We start from the raw sequence: 12,887 nt of genomic DNA, 5'->3' as shown, positions 1-12,887 counted from the left end.
AAATAGTTTGAAAAAAATAATGCTTATAGGATCTATAGGAGCTGGAAAGACTACATTAAGTCAAGCTTTAATAGATGAAATCATAAGATATAAAAAGACGCAATCTATAGAGTTTGGTGATTATATAATAGATACTCCAGGAGAGTATTTAGATAACAGAGTATATTACAATGCACTAATAGTAACATCAGCAGAAGCAGACGTAATTGCATTAGTTCAGGACTCAAGCAATGACACAAGTAACTTTCCACCAGGCTTTGGTAGTATGTTTAATAAGGAAGTTATAGGTATTTGTACTAAAATTGATTTATGTAAGGATGAAAAGTCTCTAAAAAGAACTGAAGAATTTTTAATTACAGCAGGAGCTGAAAAAATATTTTGTGTAAATGCTGCAGAAAAAAAAGAAATTGAGGAATTAAAAAGATTTTTAGAGTGCAATTAAGATTTTTATGATAAAATGGTTTTAAAGAAATAACCTATAGATGTTTATTAAAAGAGGTGGAAGACCATGAACAAACGAATTGTAATAGCCGATGATGAACCTATTACAAGAATGGATATGAAGGAAATGCTTGAGGAAGAAGGCTACGATGTGGTAGCTGAAGCCTCAGATGGTTTTGATGTTATAGAGATTGCAAGAAAGCATTTACCTGATTTAATAATTATGGACATAAAGATGCCACTTTTAGATGGCTTAAATGCCACTAAGATAATCTTAAAAGAGGAGCTTGCAGGAGAGGTAATATTATTAAGCGCTTATAGTGATAAAATATTTATAGAAAAAGCTAAAGAAGTTGGAGCTATCGGTTATTTAGTGAAACCTATAGACAATAAATCTTTAGTTGCAACTATAGAAGTTTGTTTATCAAGACATAAGGAAATCAAAAAGATAAAAAAAGATGTTAAAGTTTTAGAAAAGAAGCTAGAGTCAAGAAAAATTATAGAAAAGGCCAAGGGCATACTCATGGCAAAAAATAATATTTCTGAAAATGATGCTTATACAAATATAAGAGATATTAGTATGCAAAAGAGAATAACCATGGAAGAAGTAGCTAGAATAATAATAATTAGCGAAGAAGAAGCTTAAAAGTAGGAATGAATATGAATGAAATAAGAGAAATGTGTTTAAAGTATACTTCTTTAACTGAAGATGATATTGAAATAATACAGAGCATAGCTAAAACTCTCCAATTTGTAGCTGATTCTTCAAAAGCTGACGTGTTTATAGATTGTATGGTGAAAAATGAAAAAGATGCTGCAATAGTAATTGCTAGTGCAAAAAATCGAGATGCAACATCATTTTACAAAGAAAATGTTGTAGGGAAGCTTGCCATAAGGCAAAATGAACCTGCTGTACTAAGAACACTGCAAACGGGGATGCCTTCAAGAGATATTAAAGCAACTACACAAGAAAATATAATTGTAAAACAAAATGTTGAAGCTATAAAGAATCATAAAGATGAAGTTATTGCTGTTATTATTTCAGAACAAGATGTTACAGAAGACACAAAAGAAAGTAGAAAGCTAGCTATATTAGCAGAAACTAATGAAGAATTACTATCGCAAATAGAAAGTAAAAAGAGCAAGTATGAAGATGGAAATATAACATATCATATAGATGATGCTATACTTGTATTTGATGAAAATGGAGTATTAAGATTCAAAAACCCAGTAGCAGAAGAACTGTACGAAAAGCTCGGTTATCATCAACAATTAGTTGGAATGGACTTTTCCAATTTATCATTATCAAAGTATACTATAGATGAGCTAATTGTTGGTAAGTCTATAGAAGTAGAAGAAGTAGATATTGGAGAAATGTGTTTCCAGGTAAAGTATATAGTTCAAAGTAGTAAGGTTTTAAAGGTAGTAATGCTTATAAAAGATATTACAGATTTAAAGGAAAAAGAAAGAGAATTAGTTTTAAAATCTGTGGTAATAAAAGAAATACATCATAGAGTGAAAAATAATCTTCAAACTATAGCAAGCCTTTTAAGACTTCAATCAAGAAGGATTCAAGGCGAAGAGTTTAGATCTGCTATAGATGATAGTATAAATAGAATTTTAAGCATAGCAATAACTCATGAAATGCTTGCAAAAGAAGGCATTGATGATGTTAATATAAAAGATGTTATATATAAGATTAAATCTTATATGATAAGCTTTGAAAAAAGTGAAAAGTTGGATTTAGCAATTGAGGTTATAGGTGATGATTTAATTATTAGTTCAGATAAGTCTACAGCAATATCATTAATTGTAAATGAATCTATTCAAAATTGTTTAAAGCATGCTTTTGTTGGTAGGGAAACTGGAAAGATAACAATAAAAGTAGAAAAAGGAAATGTCTATTCAAAAATATCTGTCATAGATAATGGCGTAGGATTTAAAGTAGATGAAGCACCAAAAACTAGTTTAGGTCTTATGATAATGAATAGTTTAATTTCAGATAAGTTAAAAGGACAGCTTGATATTCAATCTAACTCTAATGGAACAACCATGACTTTTGATTTTAAAAATTAAATTAGGAAATCCAAAGACAAAGTGGTTTTTGGTTATAGAAGGCAATGAAGCCCAGAATATTTATTAGAAAATATTTAAAAGTAATTTTAGATATGCTAATGAATATTCTGGGCTTTATTTTATCTAAGACAGTAGGTTTAATAACTCATTCTTTAGGGAAAGATAAAATTGTATTACCCTTAAATTAAGATCATTACCAATAGTATATCCAACCTTGGCCTTAGTTTATAAAAAACAAGAAAGGGGGAAGCCCGTAACTTATAACTTAACTTATTATTATAATAATTAAAGTTATATGCGGTAACGATATGAAAGAACAAATTTTAAGCGTAGGTATTGACATAGGAACGTCTACTACACAGTTAGTATTTACTCATATTACAATTGAAAATACAGCTAGTAATTTTTCAGTTCCACGAGTAAATATTGTAGATAAAGAAATAATATATAGAAGTGAAATTTATTTTACACCACTTATTACTCAAAAGAAAATAGATAAAGAAAAGGTAAAAGAGATAATAAAGGGTGAATATGAAAAAGCTAAAGTAAACATAAATGATGTGAAGACTGGAGCTGTAATAATAACAGGAGAAGCTGCAAGGAAAGAAAATGCTAATGATGTACTTCAAACATTAAGTGGATTTGCAGGAGACTTTGTTGTGGCAACAGCTGGACCTGACCTAGAATCAATAATAGCAGGACGAGGAGCTGGTGCTGATAAGGTATCAGATGAAGAAAATGCTTATGTTGTAAATATTGATATAGGTGGAGGAACATCTAACTTAGCACTATTTAAAAATGGAGAACTTGTTGATACAGGATGCATGGATATAGGCGGTAGACTTATTAAAATAGATATGGATACCAAAGAAATATATTATATATATCCTAAAATTAAAGAACTTGCAGAATCTATAGGCGTAAAAGTTCAAGTTGGAGATAAAGCAGACATATATAAGCTTCGAAAGATAGCACAAAGAATGGTTGGAATCTTAGAAGAATCTGTTTGTTTAAAAGAAAGAAGTAAGATGTATGACTATCTTCAAACCAATAAGGGACTAAAGGATGGTTACAACATAGAATATATAACATTTTCAGGTGGAGTAGCAGATTATGTATACAAAGAAGATTACAGTGACTACTTTAAATTTGGAGATATGGGAGTAATTTTAGGAGAAGAAATAAAAAAATCCAGTATACTTTCAAACTTAAAATTAAAACCAGCTCTTGAAACTATAAGAGCTACAGTAGTTGGAGCAGGATCACATACCACAGATATTAGTGGCAGCACAATTACTTATACTACAGAGGATGTCTTTCCAATAAAAAATCTTCCTATTTTGAAACTGTCAAAGAGTGATGAAGAGCAAGGATTTGAATCCATAGAAAAGGCAGTAAGAGAAAAAATAAGTTGGTTTAATATAGAAAATGAAAGTCAATTAATAGCATTAGCTTTAAAAGGGAGTAAAAATCCTTCTTTTATAGATATACAAAACTTAGCAGCTTCAATTATAAAGGGAATGGAGTCATTAATAAAAAGCAATTATCCGTTGTTTGTAATTGTAGAAAATGATATAGCGAAAGTTTTAGGGCAAACCATTTATGCACAACTTGGAAGGAAGAACAATGTAATATGCATAGATAGTGTGAAGGTAGAAAATGGAGATTATATCGATATTGGAAAACCATTAGTAAATGGTAAGGTAGTCCCAGTAGTAATAAAAACCCTAGTATTTAATTCATAAATTTATTAAAAGGAGTGAACAAAATGATACTTAAAACTAAATTATTTGGAAAAACGTATCAGTTTAAGGACGTTAAAGAAGTATTAGCAAAAGCTAATGAAGATAAGTCCGGAGACAAATTAGCAGGAATAGCTGCACAATCAGCTCAAGAAAGAGTTGCAGCAAAGGTTGTATTAAGTCATCTCTTAGTTTCAGATATAAGAAACAACCCAGTTGTTCCTTATGAAATGGATGAAATTACAAGAATAATACAAGATGCAGTAAATGAAAAGATATATGCTGAAATCAAAAACTGGACAATTTCAGATTTAAGAGAATGGATCTTAGATGAAAACACAACAGGTGCTGATATAACAAGAGTTTCAAGAGGACTTACTAGTGAAGTTGTTGCAGCTGTTGCAAAGCTTATGTCTAATTTAGATTTAATATATGCAGCAAAGAAGATAAAAATAACAGCTCATTGTAATACTACAATAGGTGAAGATGGAAGATTATCTGCAAGATTACAACCTAATCACCCAACAGATGATGTAGATGGAATAGTTGCTTCTTTATTAGAAGGATTAACATTTGGTATTGGTGATGCACTTATAGGACTAAACCCAGTTGATGATACAGTTGGAAGTGTAGTTAAGATATTAAAGAAATTTGAAGAGGTAAAACAAACATATGAAATACCAACACAAAACTGTGTTTTAGCTCACGTAACAACTCAAATGGAAGCTATAAAACAAGGAGCTCCAACAGATTTAATATTCCAAAGTATTGCAGGATCTCAAAAAGGAAATGCAGCATTTGGAATTACAGCAGACTTAATAGAAGAAGCTAGACAGTTAGCATTAACACAAGGAACAGCAGCTGGCCCGAATGTTATGTATTTCGAGACAGGACAGGGTTCAGAGTTATCAGCAGAAGCACATTTTGGTGCTGACCAGGTGACAATGGAAGCTAGATGTTACGGATTTGCTAAAAAATATGATCCTTTTGTAGTTAATACAGTTGTTGGATTTATAGGACCAGAATATCTATATGACAGCAGACAAGTTATAAGAGCAGGTCTTGAAGATCACTTCATGGGTAAGCTTACAGGAATATCAATGGGATGCGACGTTTGTTATACAAACCATATGAAGGCAGACCAAAATGATGTAGAAAACCTAGCAGTATTGTTAACTACAGCAGGATGTAACTACTTTATGGGAATACCTCATGGAGATGACGTAATGCTTAACTACCAAACTACAGGATACCATGAAACAGCAGCTTTAAGAGAATTGTTAAATAAAAGACCAATTGCTGAATTTGAAGCTTGGTTAGAAAAATGGGAATTTATAAAAGATGGTAAATTAACAGCAAGAGCAGGAGATGCTTCTGTATTTCTTAAAAAGTAAAAGGAGGTAAGAATATGTTTTCAGAAAGTGATTTAAAAAGATTAGTAGAACAAGTTTTAGTTGAGATGACTACAAAAGAAGGATCAAGTGCAGAAGGTATAGCTAAAGAGATTTTAGAAACAGCAACTGTAGTTGAAGATGGAATGATTCCAGATATTACAGAGGTTGATATTAGAACAAATCTTTTAGTAAAGAATCCAGCTGATAGAGAAGGATATCTAAAAATGAAAAAGCATACACCAGCTAGACTTGGTGTTGGAAGAGCAGGGGCAAGATACAAGACAGAAACAACACTCAGATTTAGAGCAGACCATGCTGCAGCTCAAGATGCTGTATTTACAGATGTTGATGAAAAGGTATTGGAAGATATGGATCTTCAAATAGTTAAAACTATGTGTTCATCTAAAGATGAATTCATAACTAGACCAGACCTTGGAAGAAAGATCTCAAAGGAAGAGCTCGATAAGTTAAAATCTTATAAGAGAAATCCACAAGTGCAAATATATGTTTCTGATGGACTAAGTTCAAAAGCTATAGAAGCTAATGTTAAGAGTATATTACCTGCATTAATACAAGGACTTGAAGGATACGGAATATCTGTAGGAAAGCCTTTCTTTGTAAAGCTTGGAAGAGTTGGAGCTATGGATGTTATCTCTGAAGAATTTGGAGCAGATGTAACTTGCGTTCTTATAGGAGAAAGACCAGGCCTTGTAACAGCAGAAAGTATGAGTGCTTATATAGCTTACAAGGGAACAATTGGTATGGAAGAATCAAGAAGAACAGTTGTATCTAACATACATAGAGGCGGTACTCCTGCAGTTGAAGCTGGAGCTTATATAGCCGATATTATAAAACTTATGTTAGAGAAAAAAGCAAGTGGACTCGATCTAAAATTATAACCTAAGGAGGATATTATTATGAAAAACGATCAACTTCGTCCATCAGTATTAAGCGTTAAGTTAATACCTAATGTAAGTGCTGATATGGCTAGAGAACTTAATTTGAAACCAGAACATAAGAGCATAGGAATCATAACATCAGATTGTGATGATGTTACTTATACAGCTTTAGATGAAGCTACTAAATCTGTAGAGGTTGAAGTAGTTTATGCTAAATCCTTATATGCAGGAGCTGCAAATGCTAATAGTAAACTTGCAGGTGAAGTTATAGGAATATTAGCAGGACCTAGCCCAGCAGAAGTTAGAAGTGGAATTAATACAATCGTTGACTTTATAGAAAGTGGTGTTGCTACATTTTATAGTGCCAATGATGATGACTCAATTCCATACTATGCACAATGTATATCAAGAACAGGTTCATACCTTTCTAAGACAGCAGGAATAAAAGAAGGCGAAGCATTAGCTTATCTAATAGCTCCACCACTAGAAGCAATGTATGCATTAGATGCAGCTATGAAAGCAGCAGCAGTTGATCTTAAGGCATTCTTTGGTCCACCATCTGAAACTAACTTTGGTGGAGCACTTTTAACAGGAAGCCAATCAGCATGTAAGGCAGCTTGCGAAGCTTTCGCATCAGCAGTTAAATTTGTAGCAGAAAACCCTAAAGAATACTAAGATTAGGTGAAAGATATGAATAAATCCACCTTGGGGTTTTTAGAAACTTATGGATTTGTTGCTGCTGTAGAAGGCCTTGATGTAGCTTTGAAATCTGCCAATGTAGAGCTTGTTAGCTGTGAATTTATAAGCAGTGGAATAGTTACCGTTATAATTACAGGAGATGTATCATCTGTAAAAGCTGCAGTGGAAGCTGCATGCATAGCAATAGATAGGATAGGAACTTTAAGAAGTGCCAATGTAATAGCTAGAACCGATGATCAGGTTTTAGATATGTTTTATAAAGATCATAATGATCAAGTAAAAGATTTAGAAAAAGAAAATATTCATGTAGTCTCTAAAGTTCAGAATGTAACAGAATCTATAAATAAATCAAAAGAAACAGATGATTTGCAAATAAATGACTTGGAAAAGACTGAGAAGCAAGAAAAGACAGAAGAAGTCATTAAAAAAGAGATAGTTATTAAAGAAGATTTAGAGAATAAAGATGGAGGCTTGAACCAAGGGTTTGAAGTTGAAGAAATTATAAAAATGTCAGAAAAGCAATTAGAGGCATTAAAAGTTCAAGAGCTTAGGACTATGGCTAGAGTATTAAAAGAAAATCACAAGTTTTCTTTGACTAAAAAACAAATTAAGTTTAGTAAAAAAGATGAACTGATAAAAGCTATTCTTAATGAGAAATAGAGGAGTATGAGATATGGAACTTTTAGATAAAGATTTATTATCATTACAAGAAACAAGAACACTTATATCTAAGGCTAAAAAGGCCCATGATATATACAAAACATTTTCTCAATCAAAGGTTGATTCAATAGTTAAAGCCGTAGCAGAAGCTGCTGAAAAAGAAGCTGTAAAACTTGCTAAAATGGCTCATGAAGAAACTGGATTTGGAATATGGCAAGATAAAGTAGTAAAGAATACTTTTGCAAGCAGAGTAGTTTATGAAAGTATAAAAGATTTAAAAACAGTTGGAATAATAAAAGAAAATGATGTAGATAAGTACTTTGAAGTTGGTGTATCACTTGGAGTCATAGCAGCTCTTATACCATCAACTAATCCAACATCAACAACAATTTATAAAACATTGATTTCAATAAAATCAGGAAATTCTGTAGTAATTTCAGCACATCCAAATGCTAAAAATTGTATTGTTGAAACAGCAAAAATATTAAGTGATGCAGCAACTAAGGCTGGAGCACCAGAAGGACTAATAGGGGTTACAACAATGCCTTCACTTCCTGCAACTACAGAACTTATGAAACATAACGATACAGCACTTATATTAGCTACAGGTGGAGAAGCAATGGTAAAGGCTGCATATAGTTCAGGAACACCTGCTATAGGAGTTGGACCTGGAAATGGACCATCATTTATAGATAAATCAGCAGATGTTAAATTAGCTGTTAAAAGAATACTTGATAGTAAGACTTTTGACAACGGAGTAATTTGTGCATCAGAACAATCAATAGTTGTTGAAAATTGCATGAAAGAAGCTGTTAAAGAAGAGCTTATAAAACAAGGAGCTTACTTCTTAAATGAAGTTGAATCCAAAAAGCTTGGGAAGTTTATACTAAGAGCTAATGGAACTATGAATCCACAAATAGTTGGTAAGAGTGTAAAAAAACTTGCTGAAATGTCTGGCCTTAATGTTAAAGAGGGTGCTAGAGTATTAATTTCTGAAGAAAATACAGTAGGTAAAAATAACCCTTACTCAAGAGAAAAGCTTACACCTATATTAGCTTTTTATACAGTAGATAACCTAGAGGCAGCAATTAAGCTTTGTATAGAAATATTAATGAATGAAGGAAAAGGACACACATCAACACTTCATACAGAAGATAAAGAAGTTATAAAAGCTTTTGCACTTAGAATGCCAGTATCTAGATTACTTATTAATACTTCAGGTACTTTTGGAGGATTAGGAGCAACAACTAATCTTGTCCCAGCACTTACACTAGGTTGTGGAGCTATTGGAGGAAGTTCAACTTCTGACAATATAGGACCTTTAAACTTACTAGACATTAAAAGAGTTGCTTTTGGAGTTAAAGAGCAAGAAGAGATTACAGGTACTACTTCAGAAGTTAATTCAAATGAAACTTCAATGTCTAAGGATCAATTAGAGCTAATAATAAGAAAAGTTGTTGAACAACTATCAGCACTTTCTTAAGATTATAAATTATAAATAACAAAAAATAATAATAAATATTAGGAGGAATTCAAAATGGCAAATATGAACGCATTAGGAATGATAGAAACTAAAGGATTAGTAGGGGCAATAGAGGCTGCAGACGCAATGGTTAAGGCTGCAAATGTAACTTTAATAGGTAAAGAGCAAATAGGTGCAGGACTTGTTACAGTAATGGTAAGAGGTGACGTTGGAGCTGTTAAAGCTGCTACAGATGCAGGAGCTGCTGCTGCTGAAAGAGTTGGAGAATTAATCTCTGTTCATGTAATACCAAGACCACATAGTGAAGTTGAAGTTTTACTTCCAAAATCCGAATTATAAAATAAAAATATAAAAAATATTTTGTAAACTATTATATCATGCTCATGAACTTATATCTTATTGGTCATGGGCATGATTAAAATAATAATAAAACATCTTATAAAGGATGTGAAATAATGAGTGTTTTAACAGAGAGTACACTTAGAAGTAAACTTAAAAATCAAAATGTCAGTGAGTATATAGTGGAAAAGGGAGTTATAATAACCCCATCCGCGAAGCAATATTTACAAGACAAAAAGATAAAATTAGTTTACAACAATGATATAAAAGTTAATGAGACTATTAAAAGTTCAAATGCATTAGAACTTAAAGAAAAAACATTTAATCCTAGATATGAACATATAGATGGTGGATTTTTTGAAGATAAGCCAGAGCATATGACTCAGCTTAATGGAAATAAGCTAGTATGTAAAGATCATAGGAGAATAGTTTTAAGGGGCAGACTTGACTCACTACAATCTAAAATATTAAGAGCACAAATCTTATGTAAAAATTTAGATGAAAAGTTAGTTTTAAAGGATTTAGAAGAAATTTTAGATTACGTAAGAAAGATATTAGAATGTGAAGTGACAGAAAAACCATTGCCAATGGTTAATCTTATAGGACTCTCTGAAAAAGAGTTAAGAGCGTATTCTCATGATCCTAAAAAGTATCTAAACACTGATCATATAATATATCCAAGTTATAAAATGGGAGACGTAGTTGTAGAATTAAATAGATTAAGAACTGAAAGCAGAGAAGTAGAGATAGTAGCCTTTAATGCATTTAAAAATGAGGACGGTGAACTTTCAAGAAATGATATAGCTCTAGCCATGAATAGGCTTAGTAGTTGTTTTTATGTCATGATGTGTAAGGTCGTTTCTGGAAAGTACAAATAAGAGGTGAAGAAAATGGAAATATCAAATATTGAAGTTAATTATATAATAGCCGAAGTTTTAAAAAGATTAAAAGAAAAACAAGAAGATAAGGGTATACTAATAGAAGCATCAGGAAAACATGTTCATCTTTCAAGGAAGGATGTTGATACATTATTTGGACCTGGATATGAACTAAAGAAAGCAAGAGACTTATCCCAACCAGGACAGTATCTTTGCGAAGAAAAGGTAACTGTAATAGGACCAAAGGGTGTAATGCAAAATGTTGCTGTATTAGGACCTATAAGAAAAACAACACAGGTTGAACTTTCTAAAAGTGATGCGGTTTCAATAGGAGTTAATGCTCCAGTTAGAATGTCAGGATCTACAAAAGAAAGTGCAGCTGTAAGTTTAGCTACTAAAACTGCAGCTATAAGACTTGATGAAGGTGTAATAGTTGCAAAAAGACATATTCATATAACTCCAGAAGATGCAGCAAAATATGGAGTAAAGGACAAAGATATTATTAAAGTTAAAGTGAGTGGTGATAGAAGCTTAATTTTTGATGAGGTAGCCGTTAGAGTAAGTGATAAATTTAGTACAGTAATTCACATAGACTATGATGAGGCAAATGCATGCGGATTTGTTAAGAATATTCGTGGTGAAATACTTAAATAAAGAGGTTAATTATGATGAATTTAGGTAGAGTTGATACCATTATAAAAGAAGTTGAAAGCTCAATAAAAAAACCAAGAAAAGTTAACAGAGATGAAAAACTTTATGTAGGTGTAGACTTAGGTACAGCGTATATTGTTATAGTAGTTTTAGATGACAAAAAAAGGCCAGTAGCCTGCGAAATGCAATTTGCACAAGTGGTTAGAGATGGCTTAGTTGTAGATTTTATTGGAGCTACTAAAATAGTAAAAGAGCTTAAAAGAAAAATTGAAGATAAAATAGGCATCGAACTTACAAAGGCTGCAATAGCTGTGCCACCGGGAACTGATGAAAGAGACATAAAGACTCATTCTTATGTAGTTGAAGGTGCGGGTATGGAAGTTATATCTGTAGAAGATGAACCAACAGCTGCAAATGCTGTATTACAAATTGATAATGGAGTAGTTGTAGATGTAGGTGGTGGTACTACAGGCCTTTCCATATTTAAAGATGGAAAGGTTATATATACCGCAGATGAAGCTACAGGAGGTACACAGTTATCTTTGGTAATTGCAGGTGCATATAAGATTCCATTTGAAGAGGCAGAAGAAAAGAAAAAGAGTACTAAAAATCAAGAAGAGATATTTCATATGGTAACTCCTGTTATTCAAAAGGTAGCATCTATTATTAACACACATATAAAAGCATTCAATGTAGATAAAATTTATTTAGTTGGTGGTACCTGTTGTTTAAAGAATTTTGAAAAAGTAATTCAAAAAGAAACAGGCATAGAAACCATTAAACCATTAAATCCATTTTTAGTTACTCCTTTAGGAATTGCAATTAATTGTGCTGATAAACAATAATTTATCTAATGAAAGGAGTTGAACTTATGAATAACGAAGAATTAGTAGAGAATATAACTAAAGAAGTCATGAAAAGAATTAAGTTTATGATGGAAACTAGTAGTATTAATAAAAAAACAGTATTAATATTAGAAGAGACTAAGAACTCATGCCAAGTAGTTAAGGGAAAAATAGAGCAAAATGAAATGTCAGTAGATTATATAGATACTATGAAAGATGTAGATTCTTATGAAATTATATTAATACAAAATCTTTCTAATAACGAATTAGTTAATATATCAAAGGGATATGGAAATTCACCTAAGGAAAAAATGATTATAGATATGCTTTTAAAAGGTAAAAGGTTATATGCTTTAGAAAAAGGATTACAGTATAAAGAGCATGAAAGTAAATCACCTAAAGCATTATTAAAAATATTTGAAAATTATAAAGATAAACTAGTATCTTTTGGCATAGAATTTAAATCATTAAGAGCTGTCTTAGGTAATACTAAAGAAAACAATAATATTGAAGTTTTAGGAAAATCTTTAGTTAAGGAAAGCTGTAACATAGGAAATTCAGATAATAATAAGTGTTTAAGTTCAGTATTAAATAAAAAGTTAATATCAGAAAGTGATATCAGAAACTTAAAAAAAGAAGGATTAAATGAAATTTTGATTTGTAAGGGCTCTATAGTAACTCCACTTGCAAAAGATTTTGCAAGAATAAACAATATTGATATTAAAATAGAAGGTTAAAATAAAAAACTAATATACAAAATTAAGGAAACTCTTAGGAGGG

14 protein-coding genes are annotated in these 12,887 nt (G+C 31.5%); all 14 read left to right on the top strand.

What is annotated here, in order from left to right; all coding sequences use genetic code 11:
* The first annotated feature begins 7 nt into the window (after window positions 1–7).
* The 14 genes from BD821_RS07140 to BD821_RS07075 all read left to right on the top strand — a co-directional run bounded on the left by BD821_RS07140 (window position 8) and on the right by BD821_RS07075 (window position 12,844).
* Window positions 8–442 carry a EutP/PduV family microcompartment system protein gene (locus BD821_RS07140; RefSeq protein ID WP_169994044.1) on the top strand — a complete coding sequence of 145 codons (435 nt, stop codon included), beginning with the start codon at window positions 8–10 and terminating at the stop codon, window positions 440–442.
* Window positions 443–508: 66 nt separating this feature from the next.
* Window positions 509–1,087 (top strand): ANTAR domain-containing response regulator, encoded by a 579-nt coding sequence (locus tag BD821_RS07135; RefSeq protein ID WP_104409879.1) that lies wholly within the window; start codon window positions 509–511, stop codon window positions 1,085–1,087.
* 14 nt (window positions 1,088–1,101) lie between these two features.
* Window positions 1,102–2,517 carry a histidine kinase N-terminal domain-containing protein gene (locus BD821_RS07130; RefSeq protein WP_104409878.1) on the top strand — a complete coding sequence of 472 codons (1,416 nt, stop codon included), beginning with the start codon at window positions 1,102–1,104 and terminating at the stop codon, window positions 2,515–2,517.
* A gap of 308 nt (window positions 2,518–2,825) precedes the next feature.
* The gene (eutA, locus tag BD821_RS07125; RefSeq protein ID WP_104409877.1) at window positions 2,826–4,262 is read left to right on the top strand and encodes an ethanolamine ammonia-lyase reactivating factor EutA; all 1,437 of its coding nucleotides are present in this window, start codon (window positions 2,826–2,828) and stop codon (window positions 4,260–4,262) included.
* Window positions 4,263–4,285: 23 nt separating this feature from the next.
* A complete protein-coding gene (locus BD821_RS07120) occupies window positions 4,286–5,653 on the top strand; it encodes an ethanolamine ammonia-lyase subunit EutB (protein WP_029451175.1) in 1,368 nt (455 codons plus the stop codon).
* Between the two features lie 14 nt (window positions 5,654–5,667).
* Window positions 5,668–6,552, top strand: coding sequence for an ethanolamine ammonia-lyase subunit EutC (gene eutC / locus BD821_RS07115; protein WP_029451174.1), 885 nt, complete (start codon window positions 5,668–5,670; stop codon window positions 6,550–6,552).
* Between the two features lie 18 nt (window positions 6,553–6,570).
* Window positions 6,571–7,227 carry an ethanolamine utilization microcompartment protein EutL gene (eutL, locus tag BD821_RS07110; RefSeq protein WP_104409876.1) on the top strand — a complete coding sequence of 219 codons (657 nt, stop codon included), beginning with the start codon at window positions 6,571–6,573 and terminating at the stop codon, window positions 7,225–7,227.
* A 15-nt stretch (window positions 7,228–7,242) separates the two neighbouring features.
* Entirely contained in the window at window positions 7,243–7,911 is a 669-nt protein-coding gene (locus tag BD821_RS07105; RefSeq protein WP_104409875.1) for a BMC domain-containing protein, read from the top strand.
* 13 nt (window positions 7,912–7,924) lie between these two features.
* Entirely contained in the window at window positions 7,925–9,394 is a 1,470-nt protein-coding gene (locus BD821_RS07100; protein ID WP_104409874.1) for an acetaldehyde dehydrogenase (acetylating), read from the top strand.
* Between the two features lie 54 nt (window positions 9,395–9,448).
* Complete coding sequence (gene eutM, locus BD821_RS07095) at window positions 9,449–9,733, top strand: ethanolamine utilization microcompartment protein EutM (protein ID WP_029451170.1); 285 nt, start codon at window positions 9,449–9,451, stop codon at window positions 9,731–9,733.
* Window positions 9,734–9,849: 116 nt separating this feature from the next.
* Entirely contained in the window at window positions 9,850–10,611 is a 762-nt protein-coding gene (locus BD821_RS07090) for a cobalamin adenosyltransferase (RefSeq protein WP_029451169.1), read from the top strand.
* Between the two features lie 12 nt (window positions 10,612–10,623).
* Window positions 10,624–11,265: an ethanolamine utilization phosphate acetyltransferase EutD gene (gene eutD, locus BD821_RS07085; protein WP_104409873.1), complete on the top strand. Its 642-nt coding sequence runs from the start codon at window positions 10,624–10,626 to the stop codon at window positions 11,263–11,265.
* An 11-nt stretch (window positions 11,266–11,276) separates the two neighbouring features.
* Complete coding sequence (eutJ, locus tag BD821_RS07080) at window positions 11,277–12,107, top strand: ethanolamine utilization protein EutJ (RefSeq protein ID WP_104409872.1); 831 nt, start codon at window positions 11,277–11,279, stop codon at window positions 12,105–12,107.
* A gap of 26 nt (window positions 12,108–12,133) precedes the next feature.
* Window positions 12,134–12,844, top strand: coding sequence for a TIGR02536 family ethanolamine utilization protein (locus tag BD821_RS07075; protein ID WP_169994041.1), 711 nt, complete (start codon window positions 12,134–12,136; stop codon window positions 12,842–12,844).
* The last annotated feature ends 43 nt before the right edge of the window (window positions 12,845–12,887 follow it).

This window comes from Clostridium algidicarnis DSM 15099 (assembly GCF_002934235.1).
Lineage (GTDB): Bacteria > Bacillota > Clostridia > Clostridiales > Clostridiaceae > Clostridium_L > Clostridium_L algidicarnis.
The sequence above is the reverse complement of the archived record's forward strand: the minus strand, read 5'-3'. Positions and strand labels throughout refer to the sequence as shown.

Excerpts from the sequence above, each read along its gene's own strand:
- BD821_RS07135 (WP_104409879.1), top strand. The coding sequence starts at position 509 with ATGAACAAACGAATTGTAATAGCCGATGATGAACCTATTACAAGAATG.
- BD821_RS07130 (WP_104409878.1), top strand. The coding sequence starts at position 1,102 with ATGAATGAAATAAGAGAAATGTGTTTAAAGTATACTTCTTTAACTGAA.
- eutA (WP_104409877.1), top strand. The coding sequence starts at position 2,826 with ATGAAAGAACAAATTTTAAGCGTAGGTATTGACATAGGAACGTCTACT.
- BD821_RS07120 (WP_029451175.1), top strand. The coding sequence starts at position 4,286 with ATGATACTTAAAACTAAATTATTTGGAAAAACGTATCAGTTTAAGGAC.
- eutC (WP_029451174.1), top strand. The coding sequence starts at position 5,668 with ATGTTTTCAGAAAGTGATTTAAAAAGATTAGTAGAACAAGTTTTAGTT.
- eutL (WP_104409876.1), top strand. The coding sequence starts at position 6,571 with ATGAAAAACGATCAACTTCGTCCATCAGTATTAAGCGTTAAGTTAATA.
- BD821_RS07105 (WP_104409875.1), top strand. The coding sequence starts at position 7,243 with ATGAATAAATCCACCTTGGGGTTTTTAGAAACTTATGGATTTGTTGCT.
- BD821_RS07100 (WP_104409874.1), top strand. The coding sequence starts at position 7,925 with ATGGAACTTTTAGATAAAGATTTATTATCATTACAAGAAACAAGAACA.
- eutM (WP_029451170.1), top strand. The coding sequence starts at position 9,449 with ATGGCAAATATGAACGCATTAGGAATGATAGAAACTAAAGGATTAGTA.
- BD821_RS07090 (WP_029451169.1), top strand. The coding sequence starts at position 9,850 with ATGAGTGTTTTAACAGAGAGTACACTTAGAAGTAAACTTAAAAATCAA.
- eutD (WP_104409873.1), top strand. The coding sequence starts at position 10,624 with ATGGAAATATCAAATATTGAAGTTAATTATATAATAGCCGAAGTTTTA.
- eutJ (WP_104409872.1), top strand. The coding sequence starts at position 11,277 with ATGATGAATTTAGGTAGAGTTGATACCATTATAAAAGAAGTTGAAAGC.
- BD821_RS07075 (WP_169994041.1), top strand. The coding sequence starts at position 12,134 with ATGAATAACGAAGAATTAGTAGAGAATATAACTAAAGAAGTCATGAAA.